The following is a 26,747-nucleotide window of genomic DNA, read 5'->3' on the forward strand; positions in this document are numbered from 1 at the left end:
GTACCCGCGTCGAACTGTTCGTCGGCAAGGGTGGTGTCGGGAAGACGACGCTGGCCTGCGCGGCGAGCTTGACCTATGCCCGCTCGGGTCAGCGTGTGCTGATCGCCTCGCTGGATCAGGCCCATTCGCTGGGCGACGCGCTCGGTTTCCGTTTCCCGCACGATCCGGGCACCGTCGCCGGGGTGGCCAGGGTGGCCACCGGCATCGAAGTGATCGAGATCGACTCCCTAGCCCTGCTAGAGGACCGGTTCCGCGATGTGGTGGCGATGCTCGCCGCGGGCGGCGGCCACGATCACGGCTTCGACCTGGCCGCGCTGGACCCGGCCGAGCTGACCGGGCTGCCCGGTGTGCAGGAACTGCTGATGCTGGTCGAGATCGCCCAGTTCGCCGAGGAGACCGACTGGGACGTCATCGTCGTCGATTGCCCGCCCTCGGCCGACATGCTGCGCATCGTGACCGCCCCCGACACGATGCTCAGCTATCTCGAACGCCTCTGGCCCAAGCACGCCCGCACGATGAGCGCGATCGGGCTGGATCTGCGCAAGGCGGTGCTCGCGGCCTCGGTCGAACGGGTAGCGGTCGCGGTGACCCGGGTCCGCGATCTGCTCGCCGATCGCACGCGCACCAGCGCCCGCCTGATCACCGGCCCCGAACAGGTGGCCGTCGCGGAGGCGCGACGGGTCCGTTCGGCGGCCGCGCTGCTCGGACTGCGGATGGACGCGGTGGTGGTGAACAAGGTGCTGGCCCCGGTGCCGCCGCCGGGCGAGGACGCCCACCCGGCCGTGCACTGGTACCTGAACCGCCGCGCCGAGCAACTCGAGGTGGTGGCCCGGCTGCACGAACAGATCACCGATGTCCCGATTCTGATCGCCGAGCACGCCGGCGCCGAACCGGTGGGGGTGAATTCGCTGGCGGCGTTCTCGCGTTCGCTCGACACGCTGCCCGTCCCGGACGCTCAGAGCACGGATTCGGGCGAACCGGTGGTTCGATGGGAGTCCGGCTCCGGTATCGACTCCGTGTACGTGATGCGGTTGCGGCTACCGGTGGTCGATCCCGGCACCTTGCGGCTGGGCCGAGTGGAGGACGATCTGATCGTGGGAGCCGACGGGATACGCACCCGTGTACGGCTCGCGCCGGTGCTGCGACGCTGCACGGTGGCGGGCGCCGAACTCGACACCGGTCACCTCGTGGTCCGCTTCCGGCCCGATCCGCGGGTGTGGCCCGCCGATCCGAACTACACGAAGGCCACCGCAGATGAGCACTGACTCCCAGTCCGAGCGTCACGGCCACGACGGCTTCGCCGAGTTCACCGAGGAGCTGCGGCTACTGTCCGAAGTTCTCCTCGCCCGGGTCGAACCCGTGCTACGACGCACTGCCGCCGACGGTCGCGCCGACCTCGGCGGTTGTGCCTGGTGCCCGGTCTGCGCGGCCGCGGCCGTACTGCGCGGCGACCACCACGATGTCGTCGCGGCGCTCGCCGAACACGGCACCTCCATGGTGACCGTCCTGCGCGAAGCCCTCGCGGGTATCCCCGTCGAACCGGTCTTCCCGCCGGAATGGGCCGAACACGGCGCGCGGCACCCGGATTCGACCGACGACCACGCCGCACCCGCCACCGAACCCACGGGTCAGGGTCCACACCCGCACGGCACCACCGGTCTGCAGGATCCGGGGTCCAGCCGGCGTTCGGCGACCCCTCGCCCGGATCGATCCGGTGCCCCTCGACCGCGCCGGGTCGACGAATACGCCGCCCCGCGAACCGCGCGCACACCGCACATCACCCCCGAGACCGACACGGACGCATCGGGCCCGGACACCTTCGCCGCCACCGCGCCACCGACGGCCGACAACCCGAAACAGCGCGGCACCACCACCCGCGAACCGCGCTCGCCCTATATCGACATTCCGGTGACGATCCGGGGATGACCAGCAGGATCGACCCTCGACACCTGCTCACCGTCGGCATCGACGTGGGGGGCACGAACATTCGCGCCTCGGTGGTCGACGCCGACGGCGAGGTGCTCGACACCGTGGCCGCGCCGACTCCGCATTCGGCGCGCGCGCTGGAGGACGCGATCGACCGCTCGGTGCGCGAGCTGGCCCGGCGGCATCGGATCGCGGCGGTCGGGCTGGCCGTCGCCGGTTTCATCTCGACCGATCAGTCGACGGTGTTGTTCGCCCCGCACCTGCCGTGGCAGAACGCCCCGGTCGCCCAACGACTCAGCGCGCGGCTCGGCCTGCCGGTGTTGCTCGAGCACGACGCGAACGCGGCGGGCTGGGCCGAGTACCGTTTCGGCGCGGCGGCGGGTGGGCAGACGGTGGTGCTGGTCGCGATCGGCACCGGCATCGGCGCGTCGCTGCTCATCGACGGCCGGCTCTACCGAGGCAGCCACGGCATCGCCCCCGAACTCGGTCACCTCCAGGTCGTGCCGCAGGGCCGTGCCTGTCCCTGCGGCAAACACGGCTGCTGGGAGCGCTACTGCAGCGGAACGGCACTGGCCGACACCGCCATCGAGATGCTCGCCACCGACCCCGTGCGTTCGGTGCTGGCCCGCGACGTCTCGCGTGACCCCGGCTCGCTCACCGGCCGCCGGGTCGCGGGCGCCGCCCAGGACGGCGATCCACTCGCGGTCCGGGTGATGTCCGATTTCGCCAGGTGGCTGGGGCTCGGCCTCGCCTTCGTCAGCGATCTGTTCGATCCCGACCTCGTGGTGATCGCGGGCGGGGTGAGCAGTTCGGCGCCGTTGTTCCTCGACGAGGCCCGCGAACACTACGCGAGCGCGGTCACCGGAGCCGGGCATCGACCGCTGGCGCGCCTGCGCACCACCCAGCTCGGTGAGGCCGCCGGCATGATCGGTGTCGCGGAATTGGCCAGGGCGGCTGTCGACGCGCCGGTGACCGGGCGCGCGGCGAGATAAGGCTCACAGCCATGTGCTCCGGCTAACGACTCGGGTTGGTTGTGACCTGCGACCAGCGGTAAAGTCGTTGTCCGACGAGGCTCTACACGACCATCACGGTCCCGGGGAAAGGACGCCATGTTCTACTGGCTGCTCAAGTTCGTTCTCGTTGGACCGTTCATGCACGTGTACAACCGGCCCGAGGTCGAAGGGGTCGAGAACATCCCGACCGACGGCCCGGCCATCATGGCGGGCAACCACCTCTCCTTCTCCGACTGGCTGTTCGCTCCGTTGCTGAGCCCGCGCCGGATCAACTACCTCGCCAAGGCGGAGTACTTCACCACCCCCGGCGTCAAGGGTCGTCTGCAGAAGTTCTTCTTCAGCGGCACCGGCCAGTACCCGATCGACCGCAGCGGCGCCTCGGCCGCCGAGGACGCCCTCACCGCCGCCACCAAGCTCCTCGACGAAGGGCGCCTCGTCGGCCTGTACCCCGAGGGCACCCGCTCCCCCGACGGCCGCCTCTACAAGGGCAAGACCGGCATGGCGCGCCTCGCGCTCGAGACCGGTGTCCCGGTGATCCCGGTCGCGGTGATCGGCACCGACAAGGTGAGCCCGCCCGGACCGTTCAAGTGGCGTCGCCAGAAGGTCACGCTGAAGTTCGGTGCGCCCCTTGATTTCTCACGTTACGAGGGCATGAGCGGTAACCGCTTCGTCGAACGCGCCGTCACCGACGAGGTGATGTACGAGCTGATGCGGCTCACCGGCCAGGAATACGTCGATGTGTACGCGCACAGCCTCAAGAAGGGCGTCGCGCCCACCGACAATCAGATCGACGCCACCCGCATCCCCGAAACCAAGGCCGGCTGACTCGAAACCTGCTGCGCCGCACCATGCGTCGGCGCGCACCGACTTCACCCCCAGCGCCCGCGTGCGCCGTTGCCCGGACACCTCGGTACCCGATTGGTAGCCTGTGCCAGGCACGAACGGGCACCACAGGCGGTGGGCGTCGGAACAGCGAGGTGGGTATGGCCGGAGGCGAATCCGATGTGGGTCGCGTCATGCCGTTCGCTCGGCCCAAGCCCCCGCGAGACGGTAATCCACCCACGGGTCGGGTAGTACGCAGCGCCCGCTTGGCCGCGGTACCGGTGGCCTATGCGGGCCGCCGCATCGCGGGGTTCGGCAAACGCGCCGCGGGTCGCGACCCCGCCGCCGTGGACCGCGACATCCGCCTTCGCACCGCCGAACACCTCTTCCAGGTACTCGGCGAACTCAAGGGCTGTGTCGCGAAACTGGGCCAGCTCCTCGGCCTGCTCGAACTCGGACTCGCCCCCGACCTGGCCGAGCCCTACCGCCAAGCCCTTGCCCGACTGCACGATTCGGCACCGGCGATGCTGCCCGGCGCAGTCCACGCCGAGCTCGCCACCCATCTCGGCCCGCACTGGCGCTCGCTGTTCCTCGAATTCGACGACCGCGCCTCCGCCGCGGCCTCCGTCGGCCAGGTCCATCGCGCCCGCTGGCACGACGGGACCCAGGTGGCGGTCAAGGTCATGTACCCCGGTGCCCGCCGCGCGGTTCTGGCCGACCTGCAGGCCCTGCGTCGCGCGACACCGCTGTTCACCGCACTGCTCCCCGGCGCCGACACCCGCCCGGTCGTGGAGGCGCTGTGCGAGGAGATCCGCGACGAACTGGACTACGCCCGCGAGGCCGTCAACCAGCGCGCCTTCGCCGCCGCCTTCGCCGATGACCCCGATGTGGTGGTGAGCCGGGTGATCGCCCAGCGCGGCGACGTGCTGGTCACCGAATGGCTCGACGGGACTCCCCTGTCCCGGTTGATCATTCGTGGCGATGCCGACGAACTCGACCGGCTCGGCGTGCTGATCATGCGATTCCTGTTCTCCGCCCCCGCCCGCGGCGCCCTCGTCTACGGGGACCCGCACCCCGGCAATTTCCTTCGCATGCCCGACGGGCGCCTCGGCGTCGTCGACTTCGGCGCCTGCACCCCGTGGCCCGGTACCTTTCTCGATGTCGCGAGCGACGTGGGCGCCGCCGTCATCGCCGACTCCCCCGCCGACCTCGAGGCCGCGATCCGCCGCCACGGCTTCGTCGCCCCCGGGCGCGAACTCGACATCGCCACGGTCGTCGCGCGCCTGCGACCGGTCCGCGACGCCCTCCTCGCCCCCACCTACCCGCTCTCGGCCGACTGGCTGCGCGAACAGGTCCGCCTCGTCACCGACCTCCGCCTGACCAACGTCCTGCGCCAACTCACCATGCCCCCCGCCCACACCCCTATCCTGCGGTCCTTCCTCGGCGGCGTGGCTGTGCTGTGCCAACTCCACACCGCGGTCCCGCTGCGCGCCGAGTGCACCCGCTGGTATCCCGAAACCGCCGCCGCCGCGGGTTTGTAGACCCAGCCTTCGCAGTTAGGCCCGTCGTCCGGCATCGTTCATGTTCTGTTGCCTCGCTAACGACCGCGTGTTCGGACCGGTGGCGCACCGTGAGGTGCATGGCTGTCCCGGATTTCGCGATATCTCGGCGCACGCTGCTGCGCGCAACCGCTCTCGGCGTGGTGACCGCTCCCGCCCTGGTGGCCTGTGGCGATGGTGGACCCGCTCTCGTGCGAGCCAGGCCCACCCTCACCCACGGGATCGCGGTCGGAGATCCGCGCAGCGACGGCGCGCTGATCTGGGCGCGGTCGGACATCCCCGCGACGCTGGTGGTGGAGACCTCGGCGAGCGAGAAGTTCACCGACGTCAAGCGATTCACCGGGCCGCTGCTCACCCCCGCTACCGACGGCACCGGGCGGGTGCGGGTGAACGGTCTGCCCGCCGGACAGCTCGTGCACTACCGCGTGCGCCTCGACGGCGAGAGCGGCGCGAGCTCGGAAACGCTCACCGGCGTGTTCCGCACGGCGCCGACCGCGCCCGCCGACATCTCGCTGCTGTGGTCCGGTGACGTCGCGGGCCAGGGCTTCGGGATCAACCCCGACCTCGGCGGCATGAAGGTGTTCTCCGCCATGGCCGCTCGCGATCCACACCTGTTCCTGCACTCCGGGGACAGCATCTACGCCGACAACGCGCTCAAAGAGTCGGTGACGCTGCCCGACGGCCGGATCTGGCGCAACATCACCGCCGAGGCGAAGAACGCCCCGGCCGAAACCCTCGACCAGTTCCGCGGCAACTACGCCTACAACCTCACCGACGACAACTACCGCCGGTTCAACGCCGCCGTCGCCCAGATCGTCGGGTGGGACGATCACGAGACCACCAACAACTGGTCTCCCGGCGGCACGGTGGCCGCCGACAAGGGCTACGCCGAGCGCAGCATGGACACCCTCGCGACGCGCTCCTGGCAGGCCTTCCACGAGTGGATGCCGCTGGAGCCGAAGGAGGCCGTCGACGGGCGTCTCTACCGCAAGATCTCCTACGGCCCACTGCTCGACGTGTTCGTCCTGGACATGCGCGCCTACAAGGACGCCAACACCGCGAACACCGCGCCCCAGGGCCAGATCCTCGGCGCCGCCCAGATCACGTGGCTCACCGACGGTCTGCGCGACTCCAAGGCCACCTGGAAGATCGTGGCCGCCGATCTGCCGTTGGGCGTCGTGGTCCCCGACGGCAAGACCGACTTCGAAGGCCCCGCCAACGCCGCCCCCGGCGCACCCTCGGGTCGTGAAACCGAGATCGCCCGGGTGCTCTCGGCGATCAAGGCGAACAAGGTCGCCGACGTCGTCTGGCTCACCGCCGATGTCCACTACACCGCCGCGCACCATTACTCGCCCGCCCGGGCCGCCTTCACCGATTTCGACGAGTTCTGGGAGTTCGTCTCGGGTCCGCTCAACGCCGGCGCGTTCGGCCCCAACCCCCTCGATCCCACCTTCGGACCCGAAGCGGTCTACGTCCACGCGCCGCCCACCGCGAACACCTCCCCGATGGATCCGGAGTACCAGCACTTCGGCGAGGTGCGAATCGACGGCCGCAGCGCGGAAATGACCGTCAACTTGTGCGATGCGACCGGAAAGGTCCTGTTCGCCAAGCAACTGACGCCTACGCGGAAATAGGTGCGAAGTACCCTGCGCACGAACCGCGCACGTGTGGTTAGCTATGCGGTCATGGGCACGCCGCATACCGTCATCTCCGAAGAATATCTCCCCACCGATACGGCGGATGTCGTTCGCACTGTGCGTAATTCGCGCGGACGGTCGGAACGGTTGACGGTGCGCGGCGGTGAACAGACCGAAGAGTCCTATGGCCTGACCGATCAGCGCGCGGCGCTCTCGCTGCGCAAGATGAACTCGGTGCTCGACATCAACCTGGGTCGGCGCACCGTGCGCGTGCAGGCGGGCGCGAAGCTGTCCGAGATCGACCGCCGTCTCGGCGCGCACGGCCTCGGCCTGCCGGTGGTCGGCGATCATCGCGACATCACCGCGGGCGGCTTCGCCTCGGTCGGCGGGGTGAGCACCGCCTCGCACCGCTACGGCATGTTCATCGACCAGATCGTCGACCTCGAGTACGTCGATCCCGACGGCCGGATCGGCACCTGCGGGCGCGGTCACCACACCGAGCGGTTCCATCGCATCCTGGGCGCGGGCGGGCGCGCCGGGATCATCACCGCCCTCACCCTCGATGTGGTCGAGGTCGACAAAGACCACACCATGCTCACCACCGACGCCGACCGGTTCCTCGACTTCGACTCCTTCGTCGAGCACGCGACCAACGAGATCACCAACCCCGGCAGCGCGGCCCTGCAGGTGGGCCGCTGGGTCGATACCGCCCCACTGAAGGTGGCGCGCCCGGTCGGCACCGGCCAGGTGACCCTCGGCGCCGTCCGTTTCGGCCAGTGGTCGAGCCTGTACCCCACCGCCCCCACCCGTGGCCTGCGGGCCCGGCGCGAGGTCGGCACGCGGACCCGGAAGTCGTTGGGCGCCATCGCTTCCGCTGCGGGCGGGCGCGCGGGCATGCCGGTACGCAACGCGGCGGCGGGCGCGCTGATGTTCGCCCCGAAGGTCCTCACGATGCGCGACGCGGAGTACCTCGCCGATACCGTCATCAACTCCTCCGAACGCGGCCCCGCCTACCGCGTCGGCGTGTTCGCCCCGCTCGCCAACTACGGCTCGGTCTTCTACGGCCTGCACGACCTGTTCTCCGCGCACCGCGAACGCTCGGGCTGCTTCACCGTCATCTCCGCGATGACCTACGGCGTGCGCTCGGAGTACCTGCGCGCCGAAGCCGCCGCCCGCGGCCTCACCCCCGCCGACTACGGCCTGATCACCTTCACCTGCCGCCTGCGCCCCTCGGCCCTGCCCTCGGAGCAACTGCGCGAGATCGTCGCCGGCATCGACGACATCTGCCGCTCGGAGCAGGGCCTGCGCTACAGCGTGTAGCCGGCAACGACGAAGAAAGCCCCCACCGAAACAAAGAACCCGGTGGGGGCTTTCTCATTTCTCATTCCACACGAACGCAACCCGGTGAGGGCCGACCCCGAGGAGGCATCGCGAGCGCAGCGAGCGTCGCGGCCGCCCCGAGGAAAAACGACCCGAGACAATGCACCGCAGGTGCGAGTCTCGGGTCGTTTTTCATCGAGGCCCAGGGGCCGCGACTCGAGCGCGCCAGCGCTCCAAAATCTCAGTGCTTTTCGGCACCCAGGTAGTACTCGAAGACCAGGCCGGCGGCGGCGGTGAGCACGAGCACCACGCCGAGACCGATCAGCCAGAACTGGAAGAACGCCAGGCCGAGCGCGGTCACCGAACCGGCACCCGCGAGCAGGATGGGCCAGAAGCTACCGGGCGAGAAGAAGCCCAGGTCACCGGCACCGTCGACGATCTCGGCCTCTTCGTAGTCCTCGGGTCGCAGGTCGATGCGACGCGCGACGAACCGGAAGTAGGTGCCGATGATCAGCGACAGGCCCGCGGTCAGCACGATCGCGGTGGTGCCCGCCCACTCGATGCCGGTGCGCGACTGGGCGGTGAAGAAGCCGTAGACGATGCCCACCAGGATGAAGAACGCCGTGAGCAGTTCGAAGATCCGCGCTTCGATCCTCATATCAGAATCCTCACTTGCTCTCGTTCACCGAAGCGCTCTTGGCGTCGCGCTTGGTGTTGAAGGGGTACGTGGAGGTGGCCACCGGCGACTCGCCGATCGATGCCAGCGCCTCACCGTTGGTCTTGCCGTCGATGCGCGCCTGCATGTACTTGGCGTACTTCTCCGGCGTGACCGCGCGGACCTCGAAGTTCATCATCGAGTGGTAGGTGCCGCACATCTCGGCGCAGCGGCCGACGAACGCGCCTTCCTTCTCGATCTCGGAGATCTGGAAGACGTTGTCGGAATGGTTTTCCTTCGGGTTCGGCATCACGTCGCGCTTGAACAGGAACTCCGGCACCCAGAAGGCGTGGATCACGTCGGCGGCGGCGAGCTGGAACTCGATGCGCTTACCGGTCGGCAGCACCAGGACCGGAATCTCTTCGGTGGAGCCGAAGGTCTCGACCTTGTCGTAGTGCAGGTACGAGAGGATGTCGTTGGCCGGCTTGCCGTGCACGGGACCCGGCTGCGGGTGGCCCTTGTCGTTCTTGAGCTCACGGTATTCGGCGAGCTGCTCTTCGTTCAGCAGCTCCTTCTCCGTGTCGATGCCGTTCCAGGTGAGTCCGCCGACGTTGTTGATGTTGCGGTAGCCGAACTTCCAGTTCCACTGGAAGGCGGTCACGTCGACGGTGACATCCGGGTTGTCGGTCTTCTCGTGCACGTAGTTCTGCACGACCACGGTGAAGTAGAACAGCACCGCGATGATCACGAACGGGATCGCCGTGTAGGTCAGCTCGAGCGACACGTTGTAGCCGGTCTGGCGCGGGAACTCCGGGGAGTTCTTGCGCTTGCGGTGGAAGATGACCGTCCAGAAGGTCAGGCCCCAGACCAGCACGCCCATGGCGAGCGCGGCCAGCACCGACCAGGTCCACAGCTCACGCATGCGGGTGGCCTGCGGGGTGATACCCGACGGCCAGCCGAACCGGAGCCAAACATTGTCGATCGAGCAGCCCGAGACGAGCATCGCGGTGATCCCCAGGGACACCGCCAGCCCGGCCCGCCGAAGGACCCGGCCCTGCCGGCCCTTCTCGGGTCGTGCCCCGATCTCTTCGCTCGCCTTGTGCGCCACGCTCACGCCTTCCTGGTCGCCACACATTCCGACACATTGCGTCGTCCGGGCGGCGATTCGCCCGTTCCGACACCTCTTCACAGCAGTTTCAGGTCTTGTCGAAGTATTGCCGCTGTGACGCCTGCACACCTGAGAAGGACCTGAGTACTACGCAGCGTAGACCAAAGCGGGCACTGTCTTGTCGCGGGGTCACTTTCGACACTCCGCCGTGCTCTCACCGATCATCGCGACCTGCGGTTTGGCCCTCGTCTGGTCGCTACGTACCCCGCGCGAGCGGGCGAGCGCGGCGTGTCGGGCAGACGTGCGGCATACTCGGACACAGCGTTTCGGCCGTTTGTGGCCACCCATCATCGAACGAGAGAAGGTTGGGCGACACCGTGTGCGGACTGCTCGGATTCCTGACAGCTGATTCCGCGACGACCGCGGTGGTCGATCAGGTGTACGACGCGCTGCACTGCCAGCGGCATCGTGGCCCGGACGAGAAGGGCACCTGGCACGACGATCACATGATCTTCGGGTTCAACCGCCTGTCCATCATCGATATCGAGCACTCGCACCAGCCGTTGCGCTGGGGCCCGGCGGACAACCCGCAGCGCTACGCGATGACCTTCAACGGCGAGATCTACAACTACCTCGAGTTGCGCGAGCAGTTGGCGGCCGAGCACGGGGCCGAATTCCCCGATGCCGGGATCTTCGCTACCGACGGTGACGGTGAGGCCATCGTGGCCGCCTTCCATTTCTGGGGCCCCGAGGCCGTGCGCAAGCTGCGCGGCATGTTCGCGTTCGCCATCTGGGACACCGAGACCTCGCAGCTGTTCCTCGCCCGCGATCCCTTCGGCATCAAGCCGCTGTTCATCGCGACCGGCCCCGGCGGCACCGCCTTCGCCAGCGAGAAGAAGAGCCTGCTGGAACTGCTCACCCCGCTGGAACTGTCCGACGAGCTGGACCCGCGTGCGCTCGAGCACTACACGGTGTTGCAGTACGTGCCGGAGCCCGAGACGCTGCACCGCAGTATCCGCCGCCTCGAGTCCGGCACCTACGCCACGGTGCAGGTCGGCCAGGAGCCGGTCACGACCCGCTACTTCCGCCCCGACTTCCGGGTTCGCCCGTTCGCCGCGGGCTCGGAGCAGGCTCGCTACGCCGAGATCGCCGCGGCGCTGGAGGACTCGGTCGCCAAGCACATGCGCGCCGATGTCACCGTCGGTTCGTTCCTGTCGGGCGGCATCGACTCCACCGCCATCGCCGCGCTGGCGATGCGCCACAACCCGAAGCTGATCACCTTCACCACCGGGTTCGAGCGCGAGGGGTACTCCGAGGTCGACGTGGCCGCCGAGAGCGCCGAGCTGATCGGCGCCCGCCACATCGTCAAGGTGGTCTCGCCCGCCGAGTTCGCCGCCGCGATCCCCGAGATCGTCTGGTACCTCGACGAACCCGTCGCCGACCCGGCCCTGGTCCCGCTGTACTTCGTGGCCAAGGAAGCCCGCAAGCACGTCAAGGTGGTGCTTTCCGGCGAGGGCGCCGACGAGCTGTTCGGCGGCTACACGATCTACCGGGAACCGTTGTCGCTCAAGCCTTTCGAATACCTGCCCGCCGGTGCGCGCAAGCTGCTCGGCAAGCTCGGCGACAAGATCCCCGACGGTAAGCGCGGCAAGTCGCTGCTGCAGCGCGGCTCGCTGCGCCTAGAGGACCGCTACTACGGCAATGCCCGCAGCTTCAACGACGCCCAGCTGCGCGCGGTCCTGCGCGACTTCCGTCCCGAGTGGACTCACCAGGACGTCACCGCGCCGATCTACGCCCAGTCCGCGGACTGGGACCCGGTCGCGCGCATGCAGCACCTCGACCTGTTCACCTGGCTGCGCGGCGACATCCTGGTCAAGGCCGACAAGATGACCATGGCCAACTCCCTGGAACTGCGCGTGCCGTTCCTGGACAACGAGGTCATGCGCGTCGCCGAGGGCATCCCGTTCGATCAGAAGATCACCAAGAACACCTCGAAGTACGCGCTGCGCCAGGCCCTGGACGGTATCGTCCCCGACCACGTCCTGCATCGCGCCAAGCTCGGCTTCCCGGTCCCGCTGCGGCACTGGCTGCGCGGCACCGAACTCTACGACTGGGCCGAAACCCAGATCGCCGAGTCCCAGACCGACCACCTGCTGCACAAACCGGCCGTCCTGCAGATGCTGCGCGACCACAAGGCAGGCGTCTCCGACCACAGCCGCCGCCTCTGGACCGTCCTGGTCTTCATGGTCTGGCACGGCATCTTCGTCGAAGACCGCATCAAGCCCGAGATCCAGGAACCGGTCTACCCCGTCTCGCTGTAGACAGATAGCGAACACCCCCTGGATCGAAAGATCCAGGGGGTGTTCGCGTTCTGTCCGTCAGAGCAGGACGGCCAGGTCGTCGGCGGCGTCGGAGCCGTAGGCCTTGGTGATGCGTTCGAGGGCGTCTTCGGTGTTGAGGGTCCACTCCTGGGTGCCGGTGGTTTCCAGGATGAGCACGGCGATCAGGGAGCCGAGCTGGGCGGCGCGTTCCAGCGACAGGCCGGCGCGGTGGGCGGTGAGGAAGCCCGCGCGGAAACCGTCACCGACGCCGGTCGGGTCGACCTTGGCCACCTCGGGGACAACGCCGACGCGGACCTCGGTGCCGTCGGTGTCGACGACGAGTACCCCTTCCGAGCCCAGCGTGGTGACCCGGATGCCGACCTTGGCGGTGATGTCGGCTTCGCTGAGGCCGGTCTTCTGCTGCAGCAGAGCCCACTCGTATTTGTTGGTGAACAGGTAGGTGGCGCCGTCGACCAGTTCGGTCGCCTGCTCGCCGTCGAGGCGGGCCAACTGCTGGGACGGGTCCGCCGCGTAGGCGATGCCCTGTGCCTTGGCCTGGCGGGTGTGCGCGACCATCGCGTCGGGGTCGTTCGCGCCGACCAGCACGAGGTCGACATCGTGGGCGGCGGCGATCGCGGCGATGTCGATATCGCGCGCCTCGCTCATCGCACCCGGGTAGAACGACGCGATCTGCGCCATCGTCTCATCGGTGGTGCAGACGAACCGGGCGGTGTGCGAGGTCGCGGAGACATGCACCGCGGAGCAGTCGACGCCGCTGTTCTCCAGCCACTGCCGGTACTCGGCGAAGTCGGCGCCGACAGCGCCGACCAGTACCGGACGCTGCTTCAGCAGGCCCATCGCGTACGCGATATTGCCCGCCACTCCGCCTCGGCGGATCTGCAGATCGTCGACGAGGAAGCTCAGGGACACATGATCGAGTTGATCGGCGAGCAGCGCATCGGCGAACCGGCCGGGGAAGCGCATGAGGTGGTCGGTGGCGATGGATGCGGACACGGCAACAGGCACGAGGCAGGGCCCCTTCGACGCTAGGCGGGGAAAACAGAGAAAGTCCGGGACCACGAGATCCCGGACTTCAACGGTAGCAAGCGCCACACCCCCACGGTTCACCTGAACGCAACCGCGTCGAAAGCGGCAACCCCCACAAGCGAAGCGCTACTCCCCCGCAACACATCCCTGGACTCCACGACCACCCTCACGAGCGAATCGCCGAGCCTCCCGCAACCACCTACGAACTCCCAACCCGACCACCACGTTTTCGGCCGCCCCGAATCCGAGGGGCGATACGTAACGCCGAAGGCGCAGTATCGCCCCTCGGATTCGGGGTTACGAGGCCGAAAACCCGCGGCACCAGCCGCTAGTTGAACGAGTCTCCGCAGGCGCAGGAGCCGGTGGCGTTGGGGTTGTCGATAGTGAAGCCCTGCTTCTCGATGGTGTCGACGAAGTCGATCGAGGCGCCGTCGATGTACGGGGCGCTCATGCGGTCGACGGCCAGCTTCACGCCGGAGAACTCGACGACGATGTCACCGTCGAGGATGCGATCGTCGAAGAACAGCTGGTAGCGCAGACCGGCACAACCACCGGGCTGCACGGCGATCCGCAGGGCCAGGTCGTCGCGGCCCTCCTGGTCGAGCAGCGCCTTCGCCTTGATGGCGGCAGCGTCGGTCAACGTCGCACCGTGGGTCTCGGTGGCGGTCTCGTTCTGCACAGTCATGGACACTCCTAGTTCGACTCAGCCCGTCAACGGACCTCAGGTGCACAGCGCACGACTGATTCCAACGCTGTCGCAGCGACTGCTATTCCTATTTTGCCACCCTCGGCGCAGCCAGTGGACGCCACCTGGGTGCTTGTGCCCACAGTACGCCCTGTGACGGCGTGATCTGTGTCGCAGCCCGGCCGCGGTTGAGATCGGGCCCACCGCTGAGCGGACCGCATTTCCCGATGGTCGCCATCATCGAATAGCCTGGTGAACGTGAAATTGTTTCGTCGCGACGAGTCCAGCACCATCGACGAGTCCGTCGACCCCTCGGTGCCCGAATCCGAACAGGCCGCCGCTACCACGTCGACCACTCCGGGTAAGGGCAGGCCGACGCCGAAAAGGCGTGAGGCGGAAGGGAAGCGTCGCGGTCCGATCGCGCCCGCTCCGCTGACCGCGAAGGAAGCCCGCGCGCGCCGCAAGGCCGTCAAGGGCACCAAAGAGGACCGCAAGTCCGCCGCCGCCGACCGTCGCGCCGCCGTGCAGGACCGCCGCGCCCGCATGCTCGCCGGCGAGGACAAGTACCTGCTGCCCCGCGATCAGGGTCCGGTTCGCGCGTATGTGCGCGATCTGGTGGACGCCCGCCGCAACCTGGTCGGTCTGTTCATGCCGATGGCGCTGGTGCTGATCCTGTCGATGTTCGTGGCCCCCGGCCTGCAGACCATCGTCACGCTCGCGATGCTGGTGATGATGTTCTTCATGATCATCGAGGGCTTCGTCCTCGGCAGGATCGTGAACAACCGCGTACTCGAGCGCTTCCCCGACACCACGGACACCGGTTTCAAGCTCAGCTGGTACGCCTTCGTCCGTGCCTCGCAGATCCGTAAGATGCGCGCCCCGAAGCCCCGGGTCGGCCCCGGCGCGGCGGTGTAGTTCGGGGCGTATTCGCGCATTCAGCGATGGTCGGGGCGGGTGTAACCCGCGATGGCCGTGAGTTCGGCGTTCATGCGCTGAGCGTCGCGGTCGACGATCCCGGTGGATCCGGCGGTGCCGCGACCGATCAGTACGGCGAACGCGATGATCACGGTGAGGACGATCAGAAAAGTAAGCATGGCAGTAATTTTGCGCTCGATGATTTTCAGCCGAAAGTGGCCGTTCTGTCATTGTGCGCAAAGATTCAGCCAGCTACGATGAGGCATGCTGTCGAAGGTTGCCGTAGTCCTCAGCGACCGGCTCGCAATGTTCGAATTCGGTGTCGTCTGTGAGGTTTTCGGCCTCGACCGCACCGCCGACGGCCTGCCCGGCTTCGACTTCCGGGTCTGCGGCGCCGACCCGGGCAAGCCGCTGCGTTCCACCACCCCCGGCATTTCGGTCACCCCCGAGTTCGGCCTCGACCAGCTCGCCGCGGCCGATCTCGTGGCCATCCCCGCCTCCCCGATCGACCAGTACGACGATCGGGTGCTCGACGCGGTACGCAGTGCCGCCGACGCGGGCGCGACCGTCCTCACCGTCTGCTCGGGCGCCTTCCTCGCCGGCGCGGCCGGTCTGCTCGACGGCCGCAAGTGCACCACCCACTGGCGCTACGTCGACAGACTCGCCGCGATGTTCCCCGAAGCGACCGTCGACCCCGACGTGCTGTTCGTCGACGCGGGCAACCTGATCACCAGCGCGGGCACCGCCGCGGGCATCGACGCCTGCCTGCACCTGGTCCGCCGCGAGATCGGCACCGCCGCCGCCAACGGCATCGCGCGCCGCATGGTGGTTCCGCCGCAGCGCGACGGTGGCCAGCGCCAGTTCATCGAGCAGCCGGTCCCCGAGTGCAGCTCGATCGGTCTGTCCACCACCTTGGCGTGGCTCAGCGAGAACCTCGCCCACCCGCACACCGTCGACGAGCTCGCGGCCCGCTCCAGCATGTCCACCCGCACCTTCGCCCGCCGCTTCGCCGCCGAAACCGGCACCACCCCGGTCAAGTGGCTCACCACCCAGCGCGTCCTGTTCGCCAAGCACCTGCTCGAAACCACCGACATGGCCCTGGAGCGGATCGCCGACGAGTCCGGCTTCGGCTCCGGAGCACTGTTGCGTCACCACTTCCAGCGCCAAGTCGGCATCGCCCCCACCGAATATCGTCGCCGCTTCGGCGCGGCCGGCTGAGCCGACGTTCAATTCCGCTCTCCGCGGCGGCCGATGGCCACACCTGTCCCGACCGATTGGTACCGCGCGGCGCGGCGCTGTCGCCGATGCTGTGAAGCCGCACAATATGCTTGACGCGCTAGGCGCAAACTGGTCGTCTAGCAGGGTGTTTCACACTGGGTGGGGTAGTTTCCGTCGGCTGAGCAGAGTTCTCACGATCGTCGCCGCGGCCGTGGCCGTGTCGTCGTCGGTCAGCACATCGACAGCCTTCGCGGTGCCGGTCGCGGCACCGGCGATGCGGACGCCCGCAGGCGGTCTCGAGGATCTGGTCGTTCCGTCGAGCATGGGCCCGATCAAGGTCCAGGTGCAGTGGGCGGCGCGCGGCGGCAGTTCCGCGTTGTATCTTCTCGACGGTCTGCGCGCTCCGGCCGACCACAGTCAGTGGACCACCGACACCGACGCACTACGCCAATTCGCCGGTGACGACGTCACTTTGGTGTTCCCGGTCGGCGGCAACTCCAGCTTCTACACCGATTGGTACCGGCCGAGCAGCACCAATGGCCAACCGACGACCTACAAGTGGGAAACGTTCCTCACCCGCGAACTGCCCGACTTCCTGGCCGGATACGGCGTCTCCCGCACCAACAACGCCATCGTCGGCGTCTCCATGGGCGGCAATGCCGCCATGACACTGGCCGCCCACCATCGCGACCAGTTCCGGTTCGCCGGATCGTTCTCCGGGTTCCTCAACCCGGCGGCCCCGATGTGGAACCAGGTGATGCGCGCGGCCATGCTCGACGAGGGTCGGTTCAACATCGATGACATGTGGGGCGCCGCGGGCGATCCCGCCTGGAGTCGCAACGACGCCACCGTCCAGGCCGAACTGTTGCGCGGACTCCCGCTGTATGTGACCAGCGGCAACGGCGTCCCCGGTCCCCTCGATCTCCCGAGCGGCGTCGGTAACACCGTCAACGCGGCCGGGATCGAGTCGTTCGCCGTGATCACAGCGAGTGTCTTCCGCGACCGCACCGCCGCCCTCGGCATCCCCGCCCGGGTCGACTTCACCAACGGCACCCACACCTGGCCGTACTGGCAACAGTCCCTCGCTTCCGCCCGCCCGATGATCCTGGACGCTCTTTCCCTTTCTCCGGGTACTTCACCGGTAGCGGGTGATCGCTGAATTCGTGCCGGCCCGGATCACCTTCCTGGCAGCGGGAAGTCACCCCTGTTCCCGCGCGACCAGTCGGCGGTTACGGTGCTCGGATGTCCACTCGCATCCTCGTTCTCGGCGGTGCGCGGTCCGGCAAGTCGGCCTATGCCGAGGCCCTGCTGACCGACGCGCCCGCGGTTCGCTACCTGGCTACCGCCGTTCTCGACCTCGCCGATCTCGACTTCGGTGACCGGATCGCCGTCCACCGCGCTCGTCGTCCCGCGCACTGGACCACCGTCGAGAACATCGAACCCGCGACGGTTCTCGCCACCGAGACCCCCGCGACCCTGCTCGACGACATCGGCACCTGGATCACCGCCCGCCTCGATGCCCGCGGGGCATGGGATGCTCCGCGCGGCACCGTGGCACCGGACTGCGACGAGCTCGTCGCGGCCGTCGCGGCGTATCGGCAACGACTGGTGATCGTATCGCCCGAGGTGGGGATGGGGGTCATCCCCGCGACCCGCTCGGGGCGGCTGTTCCGCGACGAGATCGGCACGCTCAACCAGCGTCTCGCGCGGGCATGCGACGAGGCGTATCTCATCGTCGCCGGGCTGCCGATTCGACTGAAATGAGCCGGGCCGGTCGCCGTCGCGCACCGTGATCCGGGCAAGATGAGCGTCGAACACCCTGTACCACCTCCGAAAGGCATGCCAGTGACGCACGGATTCGACCCGGTCGCGGCCCCGGACGCGCAGGTGCGCGCGGCGGCCGAGCAGCGCCAGACGCAGCTCACCAAACCGGCCGGATCGCTGGGACGGCTCGAGGAACTCGGCAATTGGGTCGCCGCGTGCCAGGGCGTGTGCCCGCCCCGGCAGTTCGAACGCGCCAGGGTGGTGCTTTTCGCGGGCGATCACGGCGTGGCCGAGCACGGTGTCTCTGCGTATCCGAGCGAGGTCACCGCGCAGATGGTGGCCAATTTCCAGGCCGGCGGCGCGGCCGTGAACGCGCTGGCCGCCGTCGCGGGCGCGACCGTGCGGGTCGTCGATATCGCCGTTGCCAGCGACACCGATCCCTCGGTGTCGCAGCACAAGGTACGCCGCTCGAGTGGTTCCCTCGACCGCGAGGACGCCCTCTCCGACGCCGAGGTCACCGCCGCGCTGGCCGCCGGTCGCGCGATCGCCGATGAGGAGATCGACGCGGGCGCCGACCTGCTCATCGCCGGCGACATGGGCATCGGCAACACCACCCCGGCCACCGTCCTCATCGCCACGCTCACCGGCACCGAACCCGTCGCCGCGGTCGGGCGCGGCACCGGCGTCGACGACCAGGGCTGGATTCGCAAGGTCGCCGCGATCCGCGACGGCATGCGCCGCGCCCGCCCCGTCGCCACCGACCCCGTCGACCTGCTCCGCGTCGCCGCGGGCGCCGACTTCGCCGCCATGGCCGGTTTCCTCGCCCAGGCGGCCATCCGCCGCACGCCCGTGCTGCTCGACGGCGTCGTGGTGACCGCCGCCGCCCTGGTCGCCGAGGACATCGCCGCGGGTGCACGGGACTGGTGGCTGTCGGCTCACCGCTCCACCGAACCGGCCCACGACCTGGCCTTGAAGCACCTGCGCCTGACCCCGCTGATCGACCTCGAGATGCGCCTCGGCGAAGGCTCCGGCGCCCTGACCGCCCTGCCGATCCTGCGCGCCGCGGTCGCGACCCTCGCCGAGATGTCCACCTTCGCCGACGCGGGCGTCAGCACCTCGGCCGAGAAATCGGACGCCATCGACCTGGCCAAGTGAGCGCTGCGAACGCGGCCGCCGTGATCCGCACCGAATCCCCCGCCCCGGGTGGTTTCGCGGGGCCGACGCACCCTGTCGTGGATCGGAGCCCCGCGTGAACGCGCTACGGCTGGCGGTCTCCTGGCTGACGGTCGTCCCGGTCGCCGGGCCCGCGACGGTCGACCGGCGCACGGCGGGCCACGCGATCACCCTCGCCCCGCTGATCGGTCTCGCGCTCGGAGCCGTCGCGGCGGCCGCCCTCTGGCTGCTGGTCAGCGTCGGCATGACCACGCTGCTCGCCGGTTTCCTCGTCGTCGGCCTGCTCGCCCTGCTCACCCGCGGGATGCACCTCGACGGCCTGGCCGACACCGTCGACGGGCTCGGCAGCTACGGACCACCCCGGCGGGCCCGCGAGATCATGAAGTCCGGCGGGGCGGGCCCGTTCGGCGTGGCCGCGCTCGTTTTCGCCATCGCCGTCCAAGCGGTGGCCTTCGCGACACTGGCCGATCAGCATCGCTGGCTCGCCCTCGCCCTCGCCGTCACCGCGGGCCGAGTCGCCGTCGTGCCGGTGTGCCGCATCGGCATCCCCGCCGCCCCCGACGCCGGTTTCGGTGCGTTGGTCGCGGGCACGCAGCCGCGCGCCGCCGTGCTGATCTGGCCCGCGCTCGCCGTCGGCGCCGCGCTCGCGGCGGTTCCGGGCAACCTCTGGGTCGGCCCCGTTGTCGTGATCGTCGCCCTCGCGATGGCCGCCGCGCTCACCCGCCATTGTGTGCGCCGTTTCGAAGGTCTGTCCGGAGATATTCTCGGCACAGTCGTGGAGATCACGGTTTCGATTGCCGCAGCGGGCTTCTCACTGGCGTTATAGCGGATAGCTCGATTACCGGAAATTCGTACTGGTCACAAGTCCAGGATATGGGCGATTGTGTGCTCCCACAGACCGTCCGGTCAACGGTACTCGGGTGCGTCGCCAGCACACCGGTGGCAATACAGTGGAGCGCATGTCATCCGAGCGCCTCTACTTCCGCCAGCTGCTGTCCGGCCGGGATTACGCCGTCGGCGATCCGATCGCCACGCAGATGCGCAACTTCGCGTATCTGATCGGCGACCGGGAGACCGGCGAGACCCTGCTGGTCGACCCCGCCTACCAGGCGGCCGACCTGGTCGACGTCGCCGAGGCCGACGGCATGCGCGTATCCGGCGTGCTCGCCACCCACCACCATCCCGACCATGTCGGTGGCACCATGCTCGGTTTCACCCTCGGCGGCGTGGCCGAGCTGCTCGAGAAGACCAGCGTCGCCGTGCATGTCAACAAACTCGAACTCGACTGGGTCGCCCAGACCACCGGTATCGCCCCCAGCGAGCTGACCGGCCACGACCACGGCGACAAGGTGACAGTCGGCGCCTTCGAGGTCGAGTTACTCCACACCCCCGGCCACACCCCCGGCAGCCAGTGCTTCCTGTTCGACGGCCGCCTCATCTCCGGCGACACCCTGTTCATCGACGGCTGCGGCCGCACCGACTTCCCCGGCGGCGACACCGACGAGATGTTCCGCAGCCTGCGCCAACTGGCCGCCCTCGACGGCAACCCGGTCGTCTACCCCGGCCACTGGTACTCCGAAGCCCCCAGCGCCCCCCTCGCTTCGGTCCGCGACACCAACTACGTCCTGCGCCCGAAGTCCCTCACCGAATGGCAAGCCCTGATGCCGGGCTGACTCACCCCCGGTCCGGGGCCCAGGCCGGGCCCCGGATCCCCTACAGCGTCTGCATCCACCCATGCCGATCGGCGAAAGTACCCCGCTGAATCCCGGTCAACGTATCCCGCAGCGCCATCGTCACCTCACCGGGCTCGCCACCACCGATAGCGAATTCACCCGTCCCGGACTTCACCCAGCCCACCGGCGTGATCACCGCCGCCGTCCCACAGGCGAAGACCTCACTGATCTCACCGGATTCGGCACCCTCGCGCCATTCCTCCACCGAGATCTTGCGCTCCTGCACCGGGTACCCGGAGTCGGCCGCCAGAGTGAGCAGCGAGTCGCGGGTGATACCGGGCAGCAGCGAACCCGAGAGTTCCGGGGTGACCAGGCGCGCTTCCGACCCGGTGCCGAACACGAAGAACAGGTTGTTGGTGCCCATTTCCTCGACGTAGCGACGCTCGCAGGCGTCCAGCCAGACCACCTGGTCACAGCCTTCGTCGGTGGCCTGCGCCTGCGCGAGCAGCGACGAGGCGTAGTTGCCCGCCACCTTCGCCTCACCGGTGCCGCCGGGAGCCGCGCGCACGTACTCGGTCGAGAGCCACACCCGCACCGGCTTCACACCGCGCGGGAAGTAGGCCCCGGCGGGCGAGGCGAGCAGCAGGTACTTGTACGCCGAAGCCGGCTTCACACCGAGGCCCGCTTCGGTGGAGAACATGAACGGGCGCAGGTACAGCGAGTCCTCGCCACCTGCCGCGGGCACCCAGTCGGCGTCCACATCGAGCAGTTGACGCACGGATTCGATGAACAGCTCTTCGGGTAGTTCGGCCATCGCCATGCGCGCGGCCGAGCGGCGGAACCGCGCGGCGTTGGCGTCGATGCGGAAGGTCGCGATCTCGCCGTTGGGCTGGCGGTAGGCCTTGAGCCCTTCGAAGATCGCCTGACCGTAGTGGAACACCATGGTCGCCGGGTCCATCGAGAGCGGGCCGTACGGTTCGACGCGCGCGTTGCCCCACTGGCCGTCGGCGTAGTCGATCGACACCATGTGATCGGTGAAGAACCGTCCGAAACCGGGGGCCGCCAGTACCTCTTCCCGCCGCGGCGCCGGAACGGGCGCGGGGTGCGGGATACGGGTGAACTGTGCGGCGACTGTCATGGTGAGAATCCTATCCGGGCCGATTCGGTGCTGTCTCGCCCCCACTACGGGGGAGTTACTTGGTCTTGGTGTCGACGAACGGGGGCTTGACGACCGCGGCGCGCAGCTTGCGCCCACGCACGTCGACCTCCACCTCGTCGCCGGGTTCCAGGTTCGCGTCGGTGTCGAGCAGTGCCAGCGCGATGCCGACCTTCAGCGACGGTGAGAACGTCCCCGAGGTGGTCTCGCCGACCGGTACGCCGTCGCGGAGCACGGTCTGACCTTGGCGCAGCACGCCGCGGTCCAGTGCCTTCAGTCCCATCAGCGTACGGCGCGGGCCGTCGGCCTTCTCCTGCGTGAGCGCGGCTCTACCCCAGAATTCCGGCTTCTTCCAGCCGACGGCCCAGCCGGTGCGGGCCTGGTTCGGGGTGATATCGAGCGACAGTTCGTGTCCGTGCAGGGGGTAACCCATCTCGGTGCGCAGGGTGTCGCGCGCGCCGAGTCCGGCCGCCTGACCGCCTTCGGCCTCGACCTGCGCGATCAGGGCGCGAAACAGCGGTTCCGCGTCAGCCCAGGCGGGCAGCAGTTCGTAGCCGTGCTCGCCGGTGTAGCCGGTTCGGCACACGCGCACCGGGCGGCCCTGCCACTGGGCGTCGGCGTAGGCCATGTACTCCATCTCGGTTGGCAGGCCGAGCGCGGTCAGCACCTCGGTGGCCTTCGGCCCCTGCACCGCGAACACCGCGTAGTCGCGATGCTGGTCGGTGACGGTGATCCCCTCGGGAGCGACCTTGCGCAATTCGGCGACCACCGCCGCGGTGTTGGCCGCGTTCGGTACCAGGAACACTTCGTCGTCGCTGACGTAGTAGGCGATCAGATCGTCGATCACGCCGCCGTCCTCGGCGCAGCACAGGGTGTACTGGGCCTTGCCCGGCCGGATCCGATCCAGGTCGTTGGTCAGCGCCGAGTTCACGAAAGCCGCCGCTCCCGGACCCGCCACCGTCGCCTTGCCGAGGTGGCTCACGTCGAAGAGTCCCACCGTGGTGCGCACCGCGGTGTGCTCGCCGACCGTGCCCGCGTACTGCACGGGCATCTGCCACCCACCGAACGGCGCGAAGGTGGCACCGAGTTCGACGTGCACAGCGTGAATGGGGCCATCGAGCAGCACGGTGTCGGTCATGGGCAGAGTTTATCGGGCGCGGCCCCCTTTACTTCCCGCCCCCGCCATCGAGATCTGGGGGCGAGGTCGTCCGCGTCGAAAGATCGTGACGCCCAACGGCGGTAGTGTTCAAACTGTGAGTGAGTTGCCCCGAGCACGCTTCGGCCATGTCGCCCGGATCGACGACACGATGAGCCGGGCGGTATCCCGCATCCCGGAATCGGTGGTCGATCGCGGCATGCTGCGATTGACCCGGTCGGCCAATACCGGCGGCCTGTGGCTTGCCGTGGCGGCGGCGCTCGCGGTGAAGCCCGGTCCGCCACGGCGGGCCGCGCTGCGCGGCGTCATCGCGCTGGGTGGCAGCAGCTTCGTCGTCAACCTCGTACTCAAGACCCTGATCCCACGGCGTCGGCCACCGGCCGAACTGATGCCGCTGGGTCGCAGGCTGGTCACCGCGCCGGTGTCATCGTCGTTCCCGTCCGGCCACAGTTCCAATGCGGCCGCCTTCGCCACGGCCGTCGCCCTGGAGAGCCCGCGCACCGCGCTCGCGGTGGCGCCGGTGGCGGCCGCCGTGGCCTATTCGCGTATCCACACCGGCGCGCACTGGCCCTCCGACGTGCTGGTCGGCGCGGGCGTCGGCACCGCCATCGCGCTCACCACCCGCCGCTGGTGGCCGATTCGCGAATCCGACGAGGCCGACGCACACGTCGTGCACGACGCGCCGATCCTCGCCGACGGCAAAGGTCTGCTGCTCCTGGTGAATCCACGCTCGGGCGACTCCTCCTACGACCCGACGGACGACATCGCGCAAGCCCTGCCTGCGGCGGGGCTGGTGCGCACCGAACCCGGCCGCGACGCGGTCGAGCTGCTGCAGGAGGCGGTCGACGCCGCGGTCGGCGCGTCGGCTGAGCACACGTCGGTCCTCGCGGTCGGCGCCGCGGTCGGCGCGTCGGCTGAGCACACGTCGGTCCTCGCGGTCGGCGCCGCGGGCGGCGACGGCACCATCGCCGCGGCGGCGGCTGTCGCGATCCGCAACAACCTGCCCCTGGTGGTCATCCCGGCGGGCACCCTCAATCACTTCGCTCGCGACCTCGGCGTCTACGACCTGCGCGAGGTGGCCGATGCCACCGGTGCCGGCGAAGCCGTCGAAGTCGACATCGCCGCAGTCGAATTCGACACCGCCGACGGCCCGTATCAGCACCACTGGATCAATACCGCGAGCATCGGCGCCTACCCCGAACTGGTCCGGCTGCGCGAGAAGTGGGAAGACCGCTGGGGCAAGTGGCCCGCCTTCGCCGCCGCCCTCGTCGTCACCCTGCGCCGCGCGGAACCGATCCACATCCGGCTCGACGACCGTTGGCACGACATGTGGTTCCTGTTCATCGGCAACGGCCCCTACCACCCGCACGGCGCGGTACCGGCTTTCCGGTCCCGCCTCGACGAGGGCCTGCTCGACGTCCGCTGGCTTCGCGCCGACGTCCGGTTCTCCCGCACGCGCGCCGTCATCGCCCTGATGCTCGCCGCGATCGGGCACAGCCGCGTCTACGGCGAACGTCAGATGCACGAGCTCACCGTCACCTCGAGAACTCCCGTCGCCGTCGCCGCCGACGGCGAAGTGGTCGGCATCGCAACCACTTTCGACTTCTCCGTCGCGGGCCGGATCCCGACCTACCGTCGCGACGAGGACAACCCGCGCTGGGAAAACCGCCCACGACCGCACCATCGCCGCCCCCTGGCCTGGCTCACCGACCGCCGCCGCTGACTTTCTCACAAACCCGTCTCGTCTCGATCACCATCGCCCACAACAGCCTTGCGCCCCAGGCCACGGGTATCGAGGATGGACAGATGAGCTCGCCGGACGGGGGACGTCCGATCACCGCAACCGAAGCCGCCCGCCGCTGGGACCCGTGGACCCCGAGTGTGGTCGCCGCCCGACTCGCCGCCTGCCCGGTGCCATGGGCCGTCGCGGGTGGCTGGGCCCTCGACCTGTTCGCGGGCGCGATCTCCCGTGCGCACGACGACATCGAAATCACCGTCCCCCGAGCGGATTTCCCCGAGCTCGCGGCCGCCTTCCCCGAATACGAATGGGATGTCGTCGGCAGCGGCGAGCTGTGGCCCTATGCTCTGGCGGCCTCCGCCCCCGAGCTCCACCAGACCTGGCTGCGCGACCCCTTCACCGGCGCCTTCCATCTCGATGTCTTCCGCGAACCGCACGACGGCGACACCTGGATCTGCCGCCGCGACCCCACGATCACCCTGCCCTACACCGAACTCATCGGCACCACTCCCCACGGCATCCCCTATCTCGTCCCCGAGGTCGTGCTGCTGTTCAAGGCCAAAGCCGACCGTCCCAAGGACCACAACGACTTTCGCCGCATCCACCCCCTACTCCCCGGGTACCGACTCGCCCGCCTCCATTCCTGGCTCACCCGGCTGCACCCGGATCACCCATGGCTGACCGAGATCTGGGCACCGGCCGACATCACGCCCCCGGAATAATTCGGACACCGAGAACAAGCGACCACGCCACCGATCCAGAGCGCGAACGGTCTGTCGAACTCATTCGGCCATCCGACACCAATCACGGCGATAGTCGGCCCAATCCTGCGGTGTGGCAGCGAAATCTACGTACATGGCCACCCCGAAACTCGACCGGCCGACGTCGACGTCGGTCAGACCGAGACGAATCCCCCGGACCGCGGCGGCGACCGTCTCGGCAGCCCCGCGATGCCCTCGGTCGTCCGCCCAGTAGGCGGGCGCACCCATCAACAGATCGACACCGTCCGGTGTCGCCTCGGCGGCCAGTTCGGTCTGCTGCGCCACATATCCGCTGTAGAGAGCGCGGGTGGGCATCGCCGTGTCATAGGACATCACCGCCACCTGATCGACACGGCGGGCGACCTCGGCGAAATACGCCCGGCTCCACCATTTCCCGTGATCGGCCACGGCCAGACCCACCGAATGCAATCCCGGCAGCGGATCGATCACCGGCGCCGACACCGACAGTTGGACGCGCGCCGCCGACGTCACGCCCCGGGTCGCGTCGAGCAGCGCGAGAAAACCTGGCGATCCGGACCGAACGGGGTTCGAGGTCGTAGTGCACCCCGTCGAACCCGTAGGCGAGCACGCGCCGCGCCGATGCCACCACCCGCTCGCGCGACGCCGCCGATTCCAGATCCAGGCCGTCGTATTCGGGCCGCACGAGATCGCCCAGCCACGACTGCACCCGAATCCCCGGTAATCGCGCGTGCACCGCGTCGACGAACCAGTGCGCCCGCGGCGCGAGTTCGTCGCGCAGACTTCCGTCATGTTCCAAGGGGCCGGTATGCACGTACAGATCCCGAATTCCGGTACCCGCCAGCAATTTCCCGAGTCCGTCGATATCGGCGTCGGTTTTGCGCCCGTCCACCCACGCGTGCCCGAGCCAGACCGCGTCCTTGCCGCGCGTGCGTGCCTGTTCGGACTGTTCGCCGATGTTGTGCGTCAGCAGCGCGACTACCACCCCCACCACCGGCAATGTCACCACCAGAACCAGCGCGAGCGCGATCACCGCGCCCCGCGTCCACCACGACCACGCCCGCCACTTCCCCCGCATCATTCCCCCTTTGTCCGTGAGCCCCGACATTACCGGCAGGTAC

26 protein-coding genes are annotated in these 26,747 nt (G+C 68.8%); 17 read left to right on the forward strand and 9 right to left on the reverse strand.

Annotation, left to right across the window (positions count from 1 at the left end; translation table 11 throughout):
* The first annotated feature begins 14 nt into the window (after positions 1 to 14).
* The 7 genes from NA12_RS29890 to NA12_RS29920 all read left to right on the forward strand — a co-directional run bounded on the left by NA12_RS29890 (position 15) and on the right by NA12_RS29920 (position 8,277).
* Positions 15 to 1,265 (forward strand): ArsA family ATPase, encoded by a 1,251-nt coding sequence (locus NA12_RS29890; protein ID WP_067459041.1) that lies wholly within the window; start codon positions 15 to 17, stop codon positions 1,263 to 1,265.
* On the forward strand, positions 1,255 to 1,926 hold the full coding sequence (locus tag NA12_RS29895; RefSeq protein ID WP_067459043.1) for a hypothetical protein: 672 nt from the start codon (positions 1,255 to 1,257) through the stop codon (positions 1,924 to 1,926). The genes NA12_RS29890 and NA12_RS29895 overlap by 11 nt, the downstream gene beginning before the upstream one ends.
* Positions 1,923 to 2,918, forward strand: a complete 996-nt coding sequence (locus NA12_RS29900) for an ROK family protein (RefSeq protein WP_067459045.1) — start codon at positions 1,923 to 1,925, stop codon at positions 2,916 to 2,918. Before NA12_RS29895 ends, NA12_RS29900 begins: the two co-directional genes overlap by 4 nt.
* 117 nt (positions 2,919 to 3,035) lie before the next feature.
* A complete protein-coding gene (locus NA12_RS29905; RefSeq protein ID WP_067459047.1) occupies positions 3,036 to 3,764 on the forward strand; it encodes a lysophospholipid acyltransferase family protein in 729 nt (242 codons plus the stop codon).
* A gap of 158 nt (positions 3,765 to 3,922) precedes the next feature.
* The gene (locus NA12_RS29910; RefSeq protein WP_132370302.1) at positions 3,923 to 5,302 is read left to right on the forward strand and encodes an ABC1 kinase family protein; all 1,380 of its coding nucleotides are present in this window, start codon (positions 3,923 to 3,925) and stop codon (positions 5,300 to 5,302) included.
* A 98-nt stretch (positions 5,303 to 5,400) separates the two neighbouring features.
* On the forward strand, positions 5,401 to 6,954 hold the full coding sequence (locus tag NA12_RS29915; protein ID WP_067459049.1) for an alkaline phosphatase D family protein: 1,554 nt from the start codon (positions 5,401 to 5,403) through the stop codon (positions 6,952 to 6,954).
* Positions 6,955 to 7,005: 51 nt separating this feature from the next.
* Positions 7,006 to 8,277, forward strand: a complete 1,272-nt coding sequence (locus NA12_RS29920; RefSeq protein ID WP_067459051.1) for an FAD-binding oxidoreductase — start codon at positions 7,006 to 7,008, stop codon at positions 8,275 to 8,277.
* 241 nt (positions 8,278 to 8,518) lie between these two features.
* Here NA12_RS29920 and NA12_RS29925 read toward each other — a convergent pair whose 3' ends face one another.
* Positions 8,519 to 8,935, reverse strand: coding sequence for a cytochrome c oxidase subunit 4 (locus NA12_RS29925; RefSeq protein WP_062988680.1), 417 nt, complete (start codon positions 8,933 to 8,935; stop codon positions 8,519 to 8,521).
* Between the two features lie 10 nt (positions 8,936 to 8,945).
* Positions 8,946 to 9,935 carry an aa3-type cytochrome oxidase subunit II gene (gene ctaC / locus NA12_RS29930; RefSeq protein ID WP_243655144.1) on the reverse strand — a complete coding sequence of 330 codons (990 nt, stop codon included), beginning with the start codon at positions 9,933 to 9,935 and terminating at the stop codon, positions 8,946 to 8,948.
* A 482-nt stretch (positions 9,936 to 10,417) separates the two neighbouring features.
* Here ctaC and asnB point away from each other — a divergent pair, with 482 nt between their 5' ends.
* Complete coding sequence (gene asnB / locus NA12_RS29935) at positions 10,418 to 12,361, forward strand: asparagine synthase (glutamine-hydrolyzing) (RefSeq protein WP_067459147.1); 1,944 nt, start codon at positions 10,418 to 10,420, stop codon at positions 12,359 to 12,361.
* A 57-nt stretch (positions 12,362 to 12,418) separates the two neighbouring features.
* Here the strand turns inward: asnB and NA12_RS29940 are convergent, their stop codons facing one another.
* Together NA12_RS29940 and NA12_RS29945 are read right to left on the reverse strand one after the other, a co-directional pair.
* Positions 12,419 to 13,345 carry a carbohydrate kinase family protein gene (locus tag NA12_RS29940; protein ID WP_371856035.1) on the reverse strand — a complete coding sequence of 309 codons (927 nt, stop codon included), beginning with the start codon at positions 13,343 to 13,345 and terminating at the stop codon, positions 12,419 to 12,421.
* 391 nt (positions 13,346 to 13,736) lie between these two features.
* A complete protein-coding gene (locus tag NA12_RS29945) occupies positions 13,737 to 14,093 on the reverse strand; it encodes a HesB/IscA family protein (protein ID WP_067459056.1) in 357 nt (118 codons plus the stop codon).
* A 258-nt stretch (positions 14,094 to 14,351) separates the two neighbouring features.
* Here NA12_RS29945 and NA12_RS29950 point away from each other — a divergent pair, with 258 nt between their 5' ends.
* The gene (locus NA12_RS29950; protein ID WP_067459151.1) at positions 14,352 to 15,008 is read left to right on the forward strand and encodes a DUF3043 domain-containing protein; all 657 of its coding nucleotides are present in this window, start codon (positions 14,352 to 14,354) and stop codon (positions 15,006 to 15,008) included.
* Between the two features lie 20 nt (positions 15,009 to 15,028).
* Here the strand turns inward: NA12_RS29950 and NA12_RS33950 are convergent, their stop codons facing one another.
* Positions 15,029 to 15,187: a hypothetical protein gene (locus NA12_RS33950; RefSeq protein WP_157106421.1), complete on the reverse strand. Its 159-nt coding sequence runs from the start codon at positions 15,185 to 15,187 to the stop codon at positions 15,029 to 15,031.
* Between the two features lie 85 nt (positions 15,188 to 15,272).
* Here NA12_RS33950 and NA12_RS29955 point away from each other — a divergent pair, with 85 nt between their 5' ends.
* From NA12_RS29955 to NA12_RS29980, 6 genes are all read left to right on the forward strand, one after another.
* Positions 15,273 to 16,226, forward strand: coding sequence for a helix-turn-helix domain-containing protein (locus tag NA12_RS29955; RefSeq protein ID WP_067459059.1), 954 nt, complete (start codon positions 15,273 to 15,275; stop codon positions 16,224 to 16,226).
* Positions 16,227 to 16,332: 106 nt separating this feature from the next.
* Complete coding sequence (locus tag NA12_RS29960) at positions 16,333 to 17,385, forward strand: alpha/beta hydrolase (RefSeq protein WP_084473222.1); 1,053 nt, start codon at positions 16,333 to 16,335, stop codon at positions 17,383 to 17,385.
* 83 nt (positions 17,386 to 17,468) lie between these two features.
* Positions 17,469 to 17,990: a bifunctional adenosylcobinamide kinase/adenosylcobinamide-phosphate guanylyltransferase gene (locus NA12_RS29965; RefSeq protein ID WP_067459062.1), complete on the forward strand. Its 522-nt coding sequence runs from the start codon at positions 17,469 to 17,471 to the stop codon at positions 17,988 to 17,990.
* A 75-nt stretch (positions 17,991 to 18,065) separates the two neighbouring features.
* Positions 18,066 to 19,145 (forward strand): nicotinate-nucleotide--dimethylbenzimidazole phosphoribosyltransferase, encoded by a 1,080-nt coding sequence (cobT, locus tag NA12_RS29970; protein WP_067459065.1) that lies wholly within the window; start codon positions 18,066 to 18,068, stop codon positions 19,143 to 19,145.
* A gap of 94 nt (positions 19,146 to 19,239) precedes the next feature.
* Positions 19,240 to 19,989, forward strand: a complete 750-nt coding sequence (locus tag NA12_RS29975) for an adenosylcobinamide-GDP ribazoletransferase (RefSeq protein WP_067459068.1) — start codon at positions 19,240 to 19,242, stop codon at positions 19,987 to 19,989.
* 133 nt (positions 19,990 to 20,122) lie between these two features.
* On the forward strand, positions 20,123 to 20,836 hold the full coding sequence (locus tag NA12_RS29980) for an MBL fold metallo-hydrolase (RefSeq protein WP_067459071.1): 714 nt from the start codon (positions 20,123 to 20,125) through the stop codon (positions 20,834 to 20,836).
* A 40-nt stretch (positions 20,837 to 20,876) separates the two neighbouring features.
* On the opposite strand, the gene NA12_RS29985 is transcribed toward NA12_RS29980, so the two are convergent.
* The gene (locus NA12_RS29985) at positions 20,877 to 21,974 is read right to left on the reverse strand and encodes a branched-chain amino acid aminotransferase (RefSeq protein WP_067459074.1); all 1,098 of its coding nucleotides are present in this window, start codon (positions 21,972 to 21,974) and stop codon (positions 20,877 to 20,879) included.
* A gap of 55 nt (positions 21,975 to 22,029) precedes the next feature.
* The gene (gcvT, locus tag NA12_RS29990; RefSeq protein WP_067459077.1) at positions 22,030 to 23,130 is read right to left on the reverse strand and encodes a glycine cleavage system aminomethyltransferase GcvT; all 1,101 of its coding nucleotides are present in this window, start codon (positions 23,128 to 23,130) and stop codon (positions 22,030 to 22,032) included.
* Positions 23,131 to 23,245: 115 nt separating this feature from the next.
* Between gcvT and NA12_RS29995 the strand changes: the two genes are divergently transcribed.
* Together NA12_RS29995 and NA12_RS30000 are read left to right on the forward strand one after the other, a co-directional pair.
* A complete protein-coding gene (locus tag NA12_RS29995; protein WP_243655133.1) occupies positions 23,246 to 24,871 on the forward strand; it encodes a bifunctional phosphatase PAP2/diacylglycerol kinase family protein in 1,626 nt (541 codons plus the stop codon).
* A gap of 83 nt (positions 24,872 to 24,954) precedes the next feature.
* Entirely contained in the window at positions 24,955 to 25,608 is a 654-nt protein-coding gene (locus NA12_RS30000; RefSeq protein WP_067459080.1) for a nucleotidyltransferase domain-containing protein, read from the forward strand.
* 60 nt (positions 25,609 to 25,668) lie between these two features.
* Here NA12_RS30000 and NA12_RS34785 read toward each other — a convergent pair whose 3' ends face one another.
* Both NA12_RS34785 and NA12_RS30005 read right to left on the reverse strand, forming a co-directional pair.
* On the reverse strand, positions 25,669 to 25,980 hold the full coding sequence (locus NA12_RS34785) for a hypothetical protein (protein WP_243655134.1): 312 nt from the start codon (positions 25,978 to 25,980) through the stop codon (positions 25,669 to 25,671).
* Entirely contained in the window at positions 25,970 to 26,707 is a 738-nt protein-coding gene (locus tag NA12_RS30005; protein ID WP_243655135.1) for a hypothetical protein, read from the reverse strand. Before NA12_RS30005 ends, NA12_RS34785 begins: the two co-directional genes overlap by 11 nt.
* Between the last annotated feature and the right edge of the window lie 40 nt (positions 26,708 to 26,747).

The organism is Nocardia alba NBRC 108234, from assembly GCF_001612665.1.
GTDB classification, from domain to species: domain Bacteria; phylum Actinomycetota; class Actinomycetes; order Mycobacteriales; family Mycobacteriaceae; genus Nocardia; species Nocardia alba.